Genomic DNA, 15,501 nt, shown 5'->3' with positions numbered 1-15,501 from the left:
TAGTCACGTGAAGAAATTTTATACTTTTGGAATAAATAAATTTCCGAGAGTCACCGCCATAACTGCTTTGATCGTATGCAGACGATTTTCGGCTTGTTGAAATTGTAAAGCTTTGCTGCTGCGGAAGACTTCATCCGTAACTTCCATTTCTAACAAACCATAATTCATTTGAATTTCTTTCGCCACGTCTGTCTCTAGATCATGAAAAGCCGGTAAACAATGTAAAAAAATCGCTTCCGGATTATATGTTTTAGCCATTAACTGTTGATTGACTTGATAAGGCAGTAATAAATCGATTCGCTCTTTAAACTGTTCTTCCTCGCCCATCGATACCCAAACATCGGTATAAATGATATCTGCTTGATTGACACCTTGATCAATATCATCGGTAACTAAGACGGTGCTATTAGTTTCAGCAGCATATTTTTTGGCTAGTGAGATCCATTCAGTATCGGGATAAAGATTTTTGGGTGTTACAATTGAGATGTTTACTCCCAAAATAGCACTGGTGACTAAAAGTGAATTAGCAACATTATTACGACCGTCTCCAACATAAGCTAAGGTCAATCCGTCTAATGTGCCGAAATGTTCTTTGATCGTTAGAAAATCGGCTAACATTTGTGTAGGATGCCATTCATCAGTGAGCCCATTCCAAACAGGAACGCCAGAATATTTTGCTAATTCTTCCACGATGTTCTGAGAGGAGCCTCGATATTCAATCCCGTCAAACATACTACCTAAAACTTTCGCTGTGTCTTCTACAGATTCTTTTTTACCAAATTGGATATCGTTTTTCCCTAGATACTCTGCTTTAGCACCTAAGTCATTTGCAGCCACGGTAAACGCAGCGCGCGTTCGTGTAGATGTTTTTTCAAATAGCAAAGCAATATTCTTTCCTAATAAATATTGATGCGGAATATTTTTTTGCTTTAATTCTTTTAAGTGTGCAGCGAATTCAATCAAATAAAGGATTTCATCTTTTGCAAAATCGATTTCTTTCAAATAACTTTTCCCATAAAAAATATTTTTCATAACAACACCCCATTCTTGAATAAACGTTACTTAATATTGTATTTTTATTCATATTATACGAATAAAAAAGAAATATCAAGAGTGGATTTGAAATTTAATGCAAAAAATAAGCGCCGAATTTCTTCGACGCTGTTTCTTATTTAGCTTGTGACAATTTGATTCGATTCAATTTGCAAGTTACTGCACTGGCCACGACTCCACCATTTAAATTGATAGCCGTTCTTCCCATATCGATCAATGGCTCTACTGCAATGAAAACACCAACCAATCCGACAGGCAATCCTAAAGCGGACAAAGAAATGATCGTCGCCACGGTCCCACCGCCACCGGTTCCTGCGATACCAAAAGAAGTCATGGCAATAATAAAACCGGCATACAATAAAAACTGCGGCGATAACGGATTGATGCCTTGTGTCATGGCTACGATTGAGATAATCAATCCAGGATACACACCGGCACAACCATTCATTCCCATCGAGGTCGCAAATGAAGCGGCTAATCCGGAGACACCACGAGGAATATTTAATTCATCTTGCATTTCGATATTCATTGGCATTGATCCGGCACTTGAGGCCGTGATAAACGAAAAGGATAAAACGGGAAAAGCTTTTTGCAAATAGCGTACCGGCGGCAATCCACATAATGCTAAAATCGCTAGCTGAATCAAAAACATGATCAACATTCCGATATAAGCTGCTGCAAAAAATTGCGCTAATTTCAATACAGCTGTTACATCATTGTTGACGATCGTAGCGATCATAATGGTCAAAACTGCATAAGGAGCATAGGAAATAAATAAACGAACAACTGACATGATAATTTCATATGCACTATCTAAGTTATCTTTAAACAATTTTGCTTCCTTGACTTTTCTATCTTTGATTTTTAAATAGGCTACTCCTAAAAAGAAAGCAAAAATCACTACTCCTAATGTTGCACTCGCTCGTTGTCCTGTCAAATCAAAAAAAGGATTTGATGGAAAAATCGCGATGATTTTTTGTGGCATCGTCAAGGTTTTTTCACCGCCTGCAACATAGTTTTGTTGGATTTCATTAGCGGAATGCAAGGCGGTCTGAGAGATGTTGAACGAATTCCCATCGATTTTTGAAAAATAACCTGTAACGATTCCGACCATTCCAGCAATTCCAGCAGTGACAATCAATGTGCTGATGATCGTCATCCCTACCCTCAAGACATTCGTTTTGATCTCGATTTTAGTAAAAGCTAACAGCACACAAACAAAAATCAGCGGAACGGCGATCATTTGTAATAATTTAACATACACACTACCAACAATTCCGATCCAATCTGCTAAGATTACACTAGCCGATTGAGATAATACTTGATTAAAAATCAGTCCTAAAATAATACCAATAGCCATTGCTAATACCACCCGTTTAGAAAAGGCCCACTTTTTCTTTTTTAAATAGATCAATCCATACAAAGATCCTATAATAATTAGAAAAGCTCCTGCTAACAACACCTAACCACTACCTTTCGATTTGTTTGATAAAGATACACGATCTTTTTTTGAGTACTAAGGAATGGTCAGCAATCGCCTGCCCTTTTTTAAGTGACTATTTTCACATGACTGATTGGAAAGACTTGATGAGCTGAATCACTATCCTTAGAAACTCTAAGTTTGATTGTTGCTCAAAATCATTGACGAGATCTATTCACAGCTTCAACTCCCTTTCGATTATTTTCTGGTCACTTACAAAATGAAATAGCTCTTTCGTAACTAGAATAAGGGAACTAATAGGTATTTTCTTACTTATTTTCAAGGTTGGAAAAATAAAAAAACACTGTTTTATTTTTTTATTTTAAATATCATTGAAAATTTTTTTCTGATTTATCCCTAAAAAAAGAATCCTATTGGGTTTTCAAGTCATTGTTAGAAATACTCCATTATTTGATTGGCTTGTGAAATAATAATGTTTAGATAAATATAAAAAGAGCAACTCTTGCGAGCTGCTCTTTTTATGTTTATTTAAATATGTTGAAAAGCCAAACTTGGATCAGCATTCAATGCCATATTGGCAAAATGTTTTTTCTGTAATTCTACATGGGCTGCTGCACCGATCATGGCTGCGTTATCACCACAAAGCCGTAATGGTGGAACAATCAAGGTCATTTCTGGCAATTCTTTTTCAATAGCTTCAGTCATTGCTTCTCTTAATCCTCTATTCGCTGCCACTCCTCCAGCTACGATCAACTGTTTCACCGGATAAGCTTTACATGCTTTGATTGTTTTAGTTACTAAAACTTCCACAACGCTCGCTTGGAAGCTGGCAGCAAGATCATTTCGATCCAATTGTTCTTCCCGTTGCTCCGCATTATGTGTCAAGTTGATAAAGGCACTTTTTAAGCCGCTAAAGCTAAAGTCAAAATTATCTTCTTTGATCATCGCTCTTGGAAAATTATATGTATCTTGACCGTGATGAGCCAGCTCATCAATTTCTTTTCCACTTGGATAATTCAAACCTAGTACACGCCCAACTTTATCATACGCTTCACCGGCAGCGTCGTCACGTGTTTCGCCAATGATTTCAAACGAACCATTTTCGGCCATATAAACAAGTTCAGTATGACCACCACTAACTAATAAAGCCATCAAAGGGAATTCTAACGGTTGAACCAAGCGAGCAGCATAAATATGTCCCGCCATATGATTGATCGGCAACAACGACAACTCGTTTGCCCAAGCAAATGCTTTAGCAGCACTTAACCCAATCAACAAAGCGCCTACCAAACCAGGACCATAGGTTACAGCTACCGCCGTTAAATCTTCAGTGCGAATATTTGCTTCAGCCAAGGCTTCTTCGATACAAATCGTGATTTGTTCGACATGATGCCGACTCGCAACTTCAGGAACGACACCTCCAAAACGTTTGTGACTATTTATCTGTGATGCCACGATATTCGAAAGAATTTTTTCGCCATTTTCGATCACAGCAACACTTGTTTCATCACAGCTACTTTCGATTGCTAAAATCAATTCTGTTTCATTCATTTGTATTTCCTACTTTCAAGCTCATTAAAATCGCATGTTCTTGCGGATGTTGATAATAATTTTTTCTGATCCCAATTTCTTGGAAACCAAACGTTTCATAAAAAAGACGCACCTCTTGATTCGAAGCACGAACTTCTAAAAAAATGTTAGCGATCGCTTGCGACTCTGCCCGTTGCAACAATTGCTTCATCAACTTGCGGCCATATCCTTGACCTTTATCTATCGAAGCAACATTTGTGATTTCGATTTCATCACATACTTGCTGAAAACCTAAGAACGCACACGTTTCTATTCCTTCGGTTAGATAATGACTATGTGGCTGTATCAAATCGCTAGCAAATTGCTCGACCGTCCAAGGCGAGCCGAATTGATAAGCTGTTTGACTGATTTCAAAAAATGTTTGAGCCAATTCTTCCAAAACTATTCCACTTCCAATTGTTTGATCATATCTAAGGCATCTTCATTGTTCTCAGTATAATAATTTTTCCGAATATTACTTGCCACAAAACCCAGTCGGCGGTACAAACGTTGTGCATCAGCATTACTCACTCTAACTTCTAACGAGAGTGTTTTACAATCGTTCATTATAGCGAAATTTTTTACTTCGTCAATCAACAAACGACCGATCCCTTTATTTTGATACGAACTAGCTACAGCAATATTCGTAATATGGGTATCGTTACCGATCAACCGACTACCGATAAAACCAGCAATCTGCTCTTCTTCTGTCAGCAGACATAAATAAAGATGGGGAATCGGCGAATGGATTTCCGATAAAAAGGCACTCTTCGTCCAAGGCGTTTCGCCAAAATAAACGTCTCGCTCTAAAGCAATCAATTCTTTGATGTCACGATCCATGATTTTTCTCAATAAATATTTATCGTCTCCTAAGCGGACGAATTTTGTTGTAAAAGGATATTGTTTTCCATATAAAATCGTTTTGACTAACCCGCTAAATTTTTTCAACATAATTTTCGTCCTCTGGATGATGGGTTTCCAACCATTTTTCCTCCGCTTCTACTCGTTTTAAATAAGCTGGTACTAATCCATGGATATCCTCGATAGGTTGTGCTAGATACCCAAGTTTTCCTAAAACCAAACCATTCGGCAAATTCAACATATCTGACGTTGCGATTTTGGCCGCAGGAAGTTTTGCTTCGATCTGCTCGATAAATTTAGTTGTTTCACCAATAAATAATGCAGATTCAGTAATTTTTTCAATCAATGCTTCAAAAGATGTGTGTTGGTCTGGGATCAGATTGACTAATTGATTATTTTCCCAGCGATAAACACCTGCATAAACATTATTTCTGCGAGCATCCATGATAGGAACGATCCATTTATTTGTTTGCGCATTGGCAGCGATCACGGCTAGACTTGAGACCGTCGTTAATTCGATTTTTAATGTTTCTGCCAACGTTTTAGCAGTTGTTACCGCAATCCGAATCCCCGTGTAAGAGCCGGGACCCACAGCAACGACGATCCGATCTAAATCGGCCGGTTTTAACCCGCTTGTTTGCATGACCGTTTCAATTGCCGGCATCAACGTCAAACTGTGATTCATTTTTCGATTCAGTTGAAATTGTGCTAGTACTCGATCATCTTCTAAGACCGCTACGGCTAATGTTTGATTGGATGTATCCATTGCTAATAGTTTCATATTGTTCATTTCCTCGCATTTAAGATAGCCATATTTTAACATAAACTAGAAAAGCTTTCCTACTAACTGTTTAAAGATTAATCGTTTCAAAATAAAAAGATCTGCCTATAAGACAGATCTTTCATTTTAATTCGTGGATTCACGTTGAACTAAAGTGGTTCCTAAAGTAATTTTTCGCGGCACCGGTGACACCTCTTTGACCAGTTCCATTAATGTGGTCACTGCGAGTTCTCCCATCCATTCGGTCTCAACTTTAACGGTTGATAATGCGGGAGATACATATTTTGCCACACTGATATCGTTAAAACCGATCACAGATATATCTTCCGGCACACGTAAGCCGGCCGCTTGGATCGCCTGCATTGCCCCAATCGCCAGCGCATCGCTGGAGGCAAACAGAGCAGTTGGTAATTTCTCAGTTTTTACTAAAAAATCAGCAACAGCTATTTTACCAGCTTCCATAGAAAAATCAGCTTGTAACATCCATTTTGCTTGATATAAATCCAATTGTTTTAATTTCTGTTCCAAAGCATGCAACCGTGGATCTTCAAGCTGATAAAATGCAGGTTTCGTTTTTTCTTTTCCCGAAAGAACTGCGATATCTTGATGACCTTTTTGAATAAAATGATCGATGACCAAATCCATACTTTGATCGAAATCAACGACTAATGAATTTAAGCCTTGCTTCATTCCATCAAAATCAACAACTAATATCTGTTCGTTTGTTTCTCGTAATTTTTGAAGCTGCTTATCATCAAATTTTCCTAACGCAATCGTTCCACTAAAGGTGTGATCCGATAACTCATCAAAAGTCTCCCGCTGTAATTGAAGATTTAATTCTTCCGCCTTTTTTTCAATCCCTAATCGAATCGATAAGTAATAAAGATCTGCTAGCTCTTCTGTCTGGTCGTACCATTGAACCAGGCGGATATTCATTTTTTCAGTTTTGTTTCTGCGACGGTTTTTTGTATAATTTAATTCTTCTGCAACTTCAAAAATTCTTTGTCTTGTTTCTTGAGCGACGGATAATTCTTGATCATAATTCAATACCCGGGAAACTGTTGCTGGTGAAACACCGGCTTGTTTTGCAATATCACGAATAGTAGCCATCGCATCTCCTCCCTACAGCGTCTCGATGAAGCGAGTAAAGCCAGCTTGCCCCTCAACGTCCCGTTTGTATACGCCAGCATCTTCTAATACTCTAGTAAAAATATCTCCTACAGATTGTTGGATGATCGCCATGACATTTTCACGAGTGATCTCATGTGTTTCTTTCAACTGATCGGCCCATGACTTATGGTAGTCCGCGATCGTATTTTCTTCATCCAATAAATAGTTGGCGACTTCTTCCAGTTCTGCAGCTAAACGCGGCGGTAAAATCGCTAGTCCCATGACCTCGATCAATCCGATATTTTCTTTTTTGATATGTTGAACATCACGATGAGGATGGAAAATTCCTTCTGGAAACTCAGCCGAAACATTATTGTCACGTAAAACTAAATCTAATTCGAAGAGCCCTTCTTTACGACGAGCAATTGGTGTAAGAGTATGATGCTGAACACCATCAGCCGTTTTAGCAACGATATTCAAGGCCGCATCAGAATAATTTTGCCATTTTTCAAAAATATGATTAGCTGCCTCAATCAATTCATTTTGATTTTTACCTTGTAAACGAATAACCGACATTGGCCACTTCACAATACCCGCAGTAACTGTTGGATACTCATTTAATTCGATCACACGTTCAATCTCAGCCACTGCCATAGGGAAAGTATGTCTGCCGCCTTGATAATGATCGTGTGAAATAATCGATCCCCCTACGATCGGTAAATCCGCATTAGAACCCACAAAATAATGCGGTAAAACTTCAGTGATTTTCAATAAACGCTGGAAAGTCGCTTTCGTGATCTGCATCGGACGATGTTCTTCCGACAAAATAATACAATGCTCATCATAATAAGCGTACGGTGAATACTGGAAGCCCCAGCTCTCCCCGTTTAAATTCATTCGAATAATTCGATGATTGGTCCGAGCCGGATAATTTACTCGACCTTTATAACCTTCATTTTCCATACATAATAAGCAATTCGGATAATCTGAAGTTGATTCTTTGCTTGCTGCAGCAATGTCTTTGGGATCCTTTTCTGGTTTTGAAAGGTTGATTGTGATCTGCAGCTCACCATAAGCGGTTTTCGCTGGAAAATGAATATTACGAGCGATGTCGCGCGTTTTTATATAATCATTGTCAGTACTGATCTTATAAAAATAATCTGTTGCTTGAATAGGATCTTTAGAATAATATTGGGCGAAATAGGCGTTGACCACAGAGGGCGGCGGCGTCATAAAGTCCATTAATTGTGCAGCTAAAATATCTCTTTCTGCCATATTATCAGTAATTTGCTGGTTTTTGAGCGCTTGATCAAGCAAACTATCGACCAATTCAACTGCCGAAACAGTCACTGGACGTACTTCTGTTTTGGTTAATGTCGTCTCACCGATCAAAGCGATCACACGATTTTCTAAATAGATTCGATCCATTTCCATCCAACCACCTGATTGGATCGCTAAGGTAATAAAATCTCTAACTGTTTGACTGATTGACACTGTACTTCCTCCTAATTTGTTTCCACGCACTTAGTTTCCGAGCTGATTATTCAGTTGCTATCTTATTTCTAATCACTTAATCTTCGTAACCATGAGAATGACTGACATGCCAATCCCAAGCGGTTTGAATAATGGCTTTGATATCTGTATATTCTGGATTCCAGCCTAATGTGTCTTTTACTTTTTCACTTGATGCGACTAAGCGACTAGGGTCCCCTGCTCGGCGTGGTCCCACTTTAGCTGCGATTTCTTTTCCTGTCACTTCACGAGCAGCTTCCAACATTTCTTTTACTGAGTAGCCATTATTTGATCCAAGATTAAAGAAGTTGCTGGGATTTCCAGCTTTCAAATATTCTAAAGCTAAAATATGAGCAGCCGCTAAATCTTCAACTTGAACATAATCTCGAATACATGTACCATCTGGCGTATCATAATCTTCCCCAAAAATAGTTAGATGATCCCGTTGACCTAATGCAACCTGTAAAATAATTGGGACTAAATGTGTTTCTGGATCATGGTCTTCACCAATGCTTGCATCTGCTTTTGCTCCAGCAACATTGAAATAGCGCAATGCAACATAACGCATACCATAGGCATTGTCACACCACTTCATCATTTTCTCCATTATTAATTTACTTTCACCATAGGGATTGGTTGGATTGGTTGGAACTTCTTCGGTGATCGGCGATACTCCTGGTTCCCCGTATGTTGCTGCGGTTGAAGAAAAAACGATATTTTTTACGTTAAATTCTTCCATTACTTCTAATAAACTTTCCATTCCAACTACATTATTATTGAAATATTTTAATGGTTTCTCGACAGATTCTCCAACTAAAGAACTCGCTGCAAAATGCACAACCCCTTCAATCGTTTCTTGATCAAAAACTTTACGCATAAATGCTTTGTCTCGACAGTCGCCTTCATAAAAAGTTGCCGCTGAGTGAACTGCTGCACGATGGCCTGTCAATAAATTATCAACAACTACAACTTCATACCCCTGTGAAATTAATTTGTCGACTGTATGTGATCCGATGTACCCTGCTCCCCCTAAAACCAAAATAGCCATATAATGAACTCCAATCAATTTTATTTAGTAAACAAATTATAATTTGTTTACTAAATTTCCGCAAGCCGTTTCATACCTTAAGCTTTCCATTTTTTAGCTTTTGCTTCATAATGAATGTATCAGATAAAGGAGTGGTGTAAATGCGTAGATTTGCTTCTGGTTTTGTTACTGGTACTTTAGCTGCCGCAGCGGTAGTTACAGGTGTCGTAATGAGCGTGAAAAAGAAAGTCATTGACCCAATCGAAGAAAAAGAATCAAAAGTCGATGAAAATCGTAAAAAAGCTCAAAGAAAAAGAATTGCACGATAAAAAAGAACGCCAGCTTGGCGTTCTTTTTTATGTCAAAATTGATTGTGCGATCTTTTTCGCTAAATAAAAAATTCGGTCTGAGCTTTTAGGCCGTGGTGAAGCTGCCGTCAACCAATCGAGCCCTTCTAAAGGAATCCCGTAACCATAAATATGCTGTAAAACCTGATTTTCTTGGTCGATCACTTGATGGGTTTCATGTTTCACCTTCAGAGCACCGGTAAAATGATTTTCTCCTTCAAAGAAAAGGTTATGCGGGGCAAGAAGTCCCGCTTCACGCATTTGAATAAGGAGCGGATTTTCCGTTCGCTCAAGACTTGTTGCTGGTAAACGGGCTTCAATCAAATTGGTTGCTTGATAAGATTTAGCTGGTTTTTGTTTACTATAAGCGATGAACTGTTGGTCTGTTTTTTCCACTGTCATTTGAGGCGCCAAGAATGTAATAATCCCTGCTTCTGCCAAGGCTAACAATTGTTTTTGACGAAGCACCGGCGCTCCAATCGTCAAAAAGCTATACTCACGATCAAAGGTTCCAAAAAATTCTTCAAACAGATCTTTAGGTGTGAATTTTTGTTGGTCGAGCATCCAATGCCAAGGATCTTGCAATTCTTTATATGTATCAATTGCGGATCCGATAGCACCTGTTTGGTTCCCTAGCTCTGCTGCTTCAATATCTTTGCTTAGATACGTTTGGATGAATGTTTGAAAATCTTCCGGCTCGACATCTTTAGCTGGATCTAACAATACTTGCCAATCCAATCGCTGAGCTTTTGGTATTTTATATTCTTCTAATACGTCTTCAGACTCACCCAATCGGTAATCAGTTAAAAACGCCGCTAAGTCTAGTTTTTCGACAGATTTTAACTTCTGTTGATAATATACTAGTTCAGCTTCTTTTCGGATTAATTTAAGAAAAGATTGAACATTTCCTTCAAACCCCTCCATAAATTCTGGTGTCAGTATCTGCGGTTTGGCTTCTTCTCCAGGCCGTTTTTGATTATTCGGTCGTGCGTGGTAAGGAATCCCTCTGCCTGAGCCTACAATGACTGGCTGCTCTTTACCTGTTTTTTGATAAATTAAGTGGCCATTTCTTTCGATAAATGATCCATTCCAATGATCTACTAATAAAGCCAGGTAATCAAAGAAACTTAAGCCTAATCCTCTGATCAAAATAGCGCCTGCTGGATTCAAACGAGTCAAATCTGTATCCGCCGGATTTCCCGGACCTTGATAAAATAGACCGTGTGCATTTGCAAATTGTTGATTTTCTTGTTCCGCTTTTTGTAATTCATCTTGCGATTGACCAGTGGCAAGGATTACATCATCGAATTGGAAAGAATCGGTTGTCTGTACAATAACTTGATCAGCTTGTACTTTTAAGCCAATAACTTTTTCTTGGATCAATTCAATCTGGATATTTTTAGGAGCTGTCTTTTTTATTTGTTCAAAAAACCAACTTTGATAGACACTATAATAACGGCGTTGACAATAATCATTGGCTCCTAATGCTAGCTCTGGTAAAAATTCAGCACTGAGATCAGCTTTTTTCAAATAGGCTTTGGCTTCCTTTTGGTTCCATTCAGCAAAATTGGGTCCTTCATCTTCCGAAAAAAGCGTTACATGTTGCATAACTGTATTCATGAGAACTTGGTCCGTTTGATTTTTTCGCCAAACTTTCCCACCAGGACCATCAGGATCGAAAATTATGAATTTGATTTCAGTAGTTGTAGGTACTTGTTTGACTAATTGTTCTAATGCAATCAGACCATATGGTCCTGCTCCGATAATCGCAATTTTTTTCATAAGGACTCCTTCTCCACTTAGTTGATAGTTTCAGCTTAGAGAAGAATTAGCAATTTGGCAATTAAAAAAGCCGTTGAACATTTACAACGGCCTCAAGTTCTTATTTTTTTAATACAAAACGATCAAATGCTTCTTTCACACCATCTTCGGCATTTGTTGCTACCGTATAATCAGCAGCAGCTTTAATATTTTCAGTAGCATTTCCCATTGCGATCCCTGTACCAGAAAACTCAATCATTGAAAGATCATTTTCGGCATCACCGATCGCCATCACTTCGGATTGTTTGATTCCTAAGTGCTCACTTAATTCTTTCAAGGCCATACCTTTACTAGCTTTTGGATTCAACCACTCAACAAAAAATGGTGAACTACGTACAATCGTGTATTTCTCAAAGTATTCAGCAGGAATTTTTTCAAAGGCTGCTTTTAATACTTCTGGTTCATCGATCATCATCATTTTAACAGGCGTCACATCATGAGCAATTTCCTCCGGCGTACGGAAATGTAACGGCATATTTACCAAATGTGCTTCTAAAACAGTATACGAACTAATGTCACGATTAGATGTATACATCGCTTTCTTATCGGCACTATGCAAATGAATATCTAATGTGCGTGCTAAATGATCGATCTCTAAATAATTTTCCCGTGTCAAGCTATGCTCCGCAATGACTTCCCAGGTATTCGTATTCAAAACTAAACCGCCATTATAAGTAATAATGTAATCATCAACTTGATTTAATTCTAATAAGTCTAACTGTGCACGTGCTCCAGTAAGTGGACGGCCAGTACAAAGAACCACATAAACGCCATTCTTTCGGGCCGCTTTGATCGTATCGATCACTGGTTGGGTAATTTCATGGTTCTCATTCAATAAGGTTCCATCTAAATCGATAGCAACAAGTTTTATAGTCATAATGTCCTCCTGAAAAAGTTTTCATCTAATATAATAAATGTATTTTAATTTGCAGTCAATCGAATGAAAAAATACATTTTATCTTTCAAAATACTATTTTACATAGAAAAACAGTTAGACGAACGTCTAACTGTTTCAACTTAATCGATCTTTTTTTGTTTCACTTTGCCTGTCCAGTCTTGAATACCACCTTTTAGAATGAACAAGTTGGTAAAACCGTTTTTACGCAATAAATTGGCAGCGCGTGCGCTGATTGATTTATTTTGATCATAGATATAGACTGGTTGATCCTTGCGTAATGAACTCATCGTTTCTTTTAACATTGTGTAAGGGAAACTACGTGCACCCAAAATATGTTTTGCATTGAATTCATCACGTTCACGGACATCAATAACTTGTGCTCTACGCATCCCCGCTTGAAATTCTTCTTGCGTGATTACTTTTGCAGAACGTTTGACCATGATGCGAACAAATAATTCATACAACCCGTATAAAACGATTATTGTAATTAATACAATATTGATTTTCCACCAAATTGACATAGAACGATTCCTTCCCTGCTGCTTTTTCTATTTAGCTAATGATGCAGCGCCGATCACGCCCGCTTCATTTCCTAATTCTGCTAATTTGATTTTTGTACTTTCACGAACTTGTGGGAAAGTAAATTCTTTGAAGTATTTTTCTACTCGGCTACGTAAAAATTCACCGGCTGCAGAAACACCGCCGCCAATAACGATTGATGAAGGATTCAAGGTATTTCCTAAGTTTCCGCAAGCTAAACCAAGATAGAAAGTCACTTTGTCGATGACCATCAATGCTAAATCATCTTGTTCTTCTTCCGCTAATTCAAACACGTCTTTACTTGTGATGTCTTCGCCATTATCCAAACGAGCTTTTAATTTAGAACCGCCAGCATATTCTTCGGCTAATTGACGAGCCACACGTACAACACCTGTTGCACTAGCGACTGTTTCTAAACAACCACGTTTGCCGCATGTACATTCAAATCCATGAGGATCGACTGTTACGTGTCCGATTTCACCAGCACAGCCGGCTAATCCATGAAGCAATTCACCGTTCATGATGATTCCACCGCCAACACCAGTTCCTAATGTCATAAAGATTACATCAGGTTCGTTATCGCCAGCACCTTTCCAACGTTCGCCTAAAGCAGCAACATTGGCATCGTTATCAATCGTGAATTTGATGTTAGTTCCTTTTTCGATTTCTTTCTTAACTTGTTGTAATGTTGTCCAGTTTAAGTTGTATGCTCCGATAACTGTTCCGGCTTCAATATCTACACTACCAGGAGTTCCCATACCGATCCCGATAAATTGATCTGAAGTCATTCCATATAAAGATAAATGATGATTAATTGAATCAATGATGTCTGGTACAATATGTGAGCCATCATCTAGAATATTGGTCTCAATACTCCACTTTTGTTGGATTTCTCCGTCTTCAGTCAAAATTGCAAACTTAACCGTTGTCCCGCCTAAATCAATTCCTAATAATTTTTTATCCATACTAGTCACCTTCTCGACTTTCTTCAATGTGATGTTCCCGTTTTAGGATGCCCCAGCCTTGCAAATAAGTATCACGATCGATCAATCGACCTTCGTATAAATTCTTCAGTTCGATTTGCATCAATTCAATATCATAGATCCTTTTTCCGACATAAACATAAATGCCGAATTGTTTCAATAACTGTTGTACATCATATAAACTTTCCATCAAAACACATCCCCAGTATTATACAGAAAAATTTGCTATTTTTATAGCCTAAATTCTCAAAAAAATTTTCTTCACATTGTATTTTATAGTATTGTCTCATCAGTCGCAAATCGAAAAATATTATTTTTCTAATAAGTCGGCTAATTTCAAGACTGTTTTCCAATTTCGCAACGTCATACTTTTAGAATCTTTTGCTATTTTTGGCACAATTTTTGAAATACGTATACTATCATCCATCAAAAAATAGACTTTTTTTCCAGCAACAATAGCGCGTTCACTTTCCATCAACAGAGACGCTGAAGTGATTTGCTCGGCAGAAAAACCAACATATAAATGGGCTACTTTGGGATTTTTTTCTTCTGTATGTATAATTTCAGTCGCTGAAAATGGCAAATCTTCAATAACTTGCAAGAATTGTTCCTTTGTTAGATAAACAACTGTAGTTTCAAAGCCAAATCGTTGCATGAAGCATACAGTCACTTTAGTAGCGAACGCTTCGAGTGCTTCGTCAGTTGAAAAAATCAGGTTCCCGCTTTGGATATAACTAACGACATCCTGACAACCTAATCCGTTAAAAATTTCTTTTAAGTCAGCCATTTTTACACGATTCTTTCCTCCGACATTGATTCCTCTAAACAACGCTATATAATTCATTTTATTTTTTCCTTTCAATAAAAAAATACGAGCTTAATGCTCGTATTAATTCAATAGGCCAAATTTTCGAATACCGAATAAAAGACAAATCACTGTAACAAAAATAAATAATAAAACAGCAGTCACTCGTTCTCGCGTAGTAAAGCGATCTTTAGCAAAAGGAACGGCTAGTGCCCAACCAGAGAAGACTCCCCCAGCAATACCGCCTAAGTGACCCCAGATATCGATCGTAGAATCAAACACTCCAAATGCTAAGTTCATTAAAATAAACAATCCAAATTGGCGAGTCAACGCTTGGATATTAGGATTGTCGCGATAGTGTAACCCCACGATCAAAAATGCGCCAAACAAACCAAAAAGGGCTGTACTAGCTCCGCCGGACAAAGTCGTCGGCTGATTAAACGCAAAACTAGCAAAATTTCCCATCACGCCACTTAATAAATAAATGATCGCAAAACGCCAGTGACCAAAAATCGCTTCACATTGTTGGCCCATATAGTAAAGGACTACACTATTCAAAGCAAAATGCATCAAACCAAAATGGATGACCATTGGTGTAATGAAGCGCCAATACTGATGTTGAAAAACGATCGATGGAGCAAACATTCCTAACTGGCTCTCGATTCCTAAACTAGGTAATAAATATTGCAGTAAAAAAACAACTGCATTGATTACAAAAATCGTATACATAATATACGGTTTATCTCTTCTCAT

At 38.1% G+C, this 15,501-nt stretch carries 17 protein-coding genes; 1 reads left to right on the top strand and 16 read right to left on the bottom strand.

Annotation, left to right across the window (positions count from 1 at the left end; genetic code table 11):
• Positions 1–18: 18 nt before the first annotated feature.
• The 9 genes from argF to galE form a co-directional block, all read right to left on the bottom strand.
• Positions 19–1,032 (bottom strand): ornithine carbamoyltransferase, encoded by a 1,014-nt coding sequence (gene argF / locus ACQKTA_RS01530; RefSeq protein WP_427813930.1) that lies wholly within the window; start codon positions 1,030–1,032, stop codon positions 19–21.
• 136 nt (positions 1,033–1,168) lie between these two features.
• Positions 1,169–2,413: a cation:dicarboxylate symporter family transporter gene (locus ACQKTA_RS01525; protein WP_427813929.1), complete on the bottom strand. Its 1,245-nt coding sequence runs from the start codon at positions 2,411–2,413 to the stop codon at positions 1,169–1,171.
• A gap of 609 nt (positions 2,414–3,022) precedes the next feature.
• Positions 3,023–4,045, bottom strand: coding sequence for a tRNA (adenosine(37)-N6)-threonylcarbamoyltransferase complex transferase subunit TsaD (tsaD, locus tag ACQKTA_RS01520; RefSeq protein WP_427813928.1), 1,023 nt, complete (start codon positions 4,043–4,045; stop codon positions 3,023–3,025).
• Positions 4,038–4,463: a ribosomal protein S18-alanine N-acetyltransferase gene (rimI, locus tag ACQKTA_RS01515; protein WP_427813927.1), complete on the bottom strand. Its 426-nt coding sequence runs from the start codon at positions 4,461–4,463 to the stop codon at positions 4,038–4,040. Before rimI (ACQKTA_RS01515) ends, tsaD begins: the two co-directional genes overlap by 8 nt.
• Before the next feature lie 2 nt (positions 4,464–4,465).
• Positions 4,466–5,014, bottom strand: a complete 549-nt coding sequence (gene rimI / locus ACQKTA_RS01510; protein ID WP_332580336.1) for a ribosomal protein S18-alanine N-acetyltransferase — start codon at positions 5,012–5,014, stop codon at positions 4,466–4,468.
• Positions 4,998–5,705 (bottom strand): tRNA (adenosine(37)-N6)-threonylcarbamoyltransferase complex dimerization subunit type 1 TsaB, encoded by a 708-nt coding sequence (gene tsaB, locus ACQKTA_RS01505; RefSeq protein WP_332580337.1) that lies wholly within the window; start codon positions 5,703–5,705, stop codon positions 4,998–5,000. The genes rimI (ACQKTA_RS01510) and tsaB overlap by 17 nt, the downstream gene beginning before the upstream one ends.
• Positions 5,706–5,831: 126 nt before the next feature.
• A complete protein-coding gene (locus ACQKTA_RS01500; protein ID WP_332580338.1) occupies positions 5,832–6,815 on the bottom strand; it encodes a LacI family DNA-binding transcriptional regulator in 984 nt (327 codons plus the stop codon).
• A gap of 12 nt (positions 6,816–6,827) precedes the next feature.
• A complete protein-coding gene (gene galT / locus ACQKTA_RS01495) occupies positions 6,828–8,309 on the bottom strand; it encodes a UDP-glucose--hexose-1-phosphate uridylyltransferase (RefSeq protein WP_427813926.1) in 1,482 nt (493 codons plus the stop codon).
• A gap of 76 nt (positions 8,310–8,385) precedes the next feature.
• On the bottom strand, positions 8,386–9,375 hold the full coding sequence (galE, locus tag ACQKTA_RS01490; protein WP_427813925.1) for a UDP-glucose 4-epimerase GalE: 990 nt from the start codon (positions 9,373–9,375) through the stop codon (positions 8,386–8,388).
• A 140-nt stretch (positions 9,376–9,515) separates the two neighbouring features.
• Here galE and ACQKTA_RS01485 point away from each other — a divergent pair, with 140 nt between their 5' ends.
• On the top strand, positions 9,516–9,683 hold the full coding sequence (locus ACQKTA_RS01485) for a DUF3042 family protein (protein ID WP_071858302.1): 168 nt from the start codon (positions 9,516–9,518) through the stop codon (positions 9,681–9,683).
• 27 nt (positions 9,684–9,710) lie between these two features.
• On the opposite strand, the gene ACQKTA_RS01480 is transcribed toward ACQKTA_RS01485, so the two are convergent.
• The 7 genes from ACQKTA_RS01480 to ACQKTA_RS01450 all read right to left on the bottom strand — a co-directional run bounded on the left by ACQKTA_RS01480 (position 9,711) and on the right by ACQKTA_RS01450 (position 15,501).
• Positions 9,711–11,483, bottom strand: coding sequence for an FAD/NAD(P)-binding protein (locus tag ACQKTA_RS01480; protein ID WP_427813924.1), 1,773 nt, complete (start codon positions 11,481–11,483; stop codon positions 9,711–9,713).
• 100 nt (positions 11,484–11,583) lie between these two features.
• Complete coding sequence (gene yidA, locus ACQKTA_RS01475; protein WP_332580342.1) at positions 11,584–12,399, bottom strand: sugar-phosphatase; 816 nt, start codon at positions 12,397–12,399, stop codon at positions 11,584–11,586.
• Between the two features lie 140 nt (positions 12,400–12,539).
• On the bottom strand, positions 12,540–12,941 hold the full coding sequence (locus ACQKTA_RS01470) for a rhodanese-like domain-containing protein (RefSeq protein ID WP_332580343.1): 402 nt from the start codon (positions 12,939–12,941) through the stop codon (positions 12,540–12,542).
• A 27-nt stretch (positions 12,942–12,968) separates the two neighbouring features.
• Entirely contained in the window at positions 12,969–13,925 is a 957-nt protein-coding gene (locus ACQKTA_RS01465) for an ROK family glucokinase (protein ID WP_332580344.1), read from the bottom strand.
• Between the two features lies 1 nt (position 13,926).
• Positions 13,927–14,133: a YqgQ family protein gene (locus tag ACQKTA_RS01460; protein WP_332580345.1), complete on the bottom strand. Its 207-nt coding sequence runs from the start codon at positions 14,131–14,133 to the stop codon at positions 13,927–13,929.
• Between the two features lie 120 nt (positions 14,134–14,253).
• Positions 14,254–14,787, bottom strand: coding sequence for a DUF1697 domain-containing protein (locus ACQKTA_RS01455; protein WP_427813923.1), 534 nt, complete (start codon positions 14,785–14,787; stop codon positions 14,254–14,256).
• A gap of 45 nt (positions 14,788–14,832) precedes the next feature.
• Positions 14,833–15,501: a rhomboid family intramembrane serine protease gene (locus tag ACQKTA_RS01450; protein ID WP_427813922.1), complete on the bottom strand. Its 669-nt coding sequence runs from the start codon at positions 15,499–15,501 to the stop codon at positions 14,833–14,835.

The organism is Enterococcus sp. 22-H-5-01 (genome assembly GCF_050310005.1).
Classification (GTDB): domain Bacteria; phylum Bacillota; class Bacilli; order Lactobacillales; family Enterococcaceae; genus Enterococcus_A; species Enterococcus_A hailinensis.
Note: the sequence above shows the minus strand (reverse complement) of the source record. Positions and strands in the feature narration are given on the sequence as shown.

Coding starts and splice junctions, on each gene's coding strand:
- argF (WP_427813930.1), bottom strand. CDS start 1,032: ATGAAAAATATTTTTTATGGGAAAAGTTATTTGAAAGAAATCGATTTT.
- ACQKTA_RS01525 (WP_427813929.1), bottom strand. CDS start 2,413: ATGGCTATTGGTATTATTTTAGGACTGATTTTTAATCAAGTATTATCT.
- tsaD (WP_427813928.1), bottom strand. CDS start 4,045: ATGAATGAAACAGAATTGATTTTAGCAATCGAAAGTAGCTGTGATGAA.
- rimI (WP_332580336.1), bottom strand. CDS start 5,014: ATGTTGAAAAAATTTAGCGGGTTAGTCAAAACGATTTTATATGGAAAA.
- tsaB (WP_332580337.1), bottom strand. CDS start 5,705: ATGAAACTATTAGCAATGGATACATCCAATCAAACATTAGCCGTAGCG.
- ACQKTA_RS01500 (WP_332580338.1), bottom strand. CDS start 6,815: ATGGCTACTATTCGTGATATTGCAAAACAAGCCGGTGTTTCACCAGCA.
- galE (WP_427813925.1), bottom strand. CDS start 9,375: ATGGCTATTTTGGTTTTAGGGGGAGCAGGGTACATCGGATCACATACA.
- ACQKTA_RS01485 (WP_071858302.1), top strand. CDS start 9,516: ATGCGTAGATTTGCTTCTGGTTTTGTTACTGGTACTTTAGCTGCCGCA.
- ACQKTA_RS01480 (WP_427813924.1), bottom strand. CDS start 11,483: ATGAAAAAAATTGCGATTATCGGAGCAGGACCATATGGTCTGATTGCA.
- yidA (WP_332580342.1), bottom strand. CDS start 12,399: ATGACTATAAAACTTGTTGCTATCGATTTAGATGGAACCTTATTGAAT.
- ACQKTA_RS01470 (WP_332580343.1), bottom strand. CDS start 12,941: ATGTCAATTTGGTGGAAAATCAATATTGTATTAATTACAATAATCGTT.
- ACQKTA_RS01465 (WP_332580344.1), bottom strand. CDS start 13,925: ATGGATAAAAAATTATTAGGAATTGATTTAGGCGGGACAACGGTTAAG.
- ACQKTA_RS01460 (WP_332580345.1), bottom strand. CDS start 14,133: ATGGAAAGTTTATATGATGTACAACAGTTATTGAAACAATTCGGCATT.
- ACQKTA_RS01455 (WP_427813923.1), bottom strand. CDS start 14,787: ATGAATTATATAGCGTTGTTTAGAGGAATCAATGTCGGAGGAAAGAAT.
- ACQKTA_RS01450 (WP_427813922.1), bottom strand. CDS start 15,501: ATGAGAAGAGATAAACCGTATATTATGTATACGATTTTTGTAATCAAT.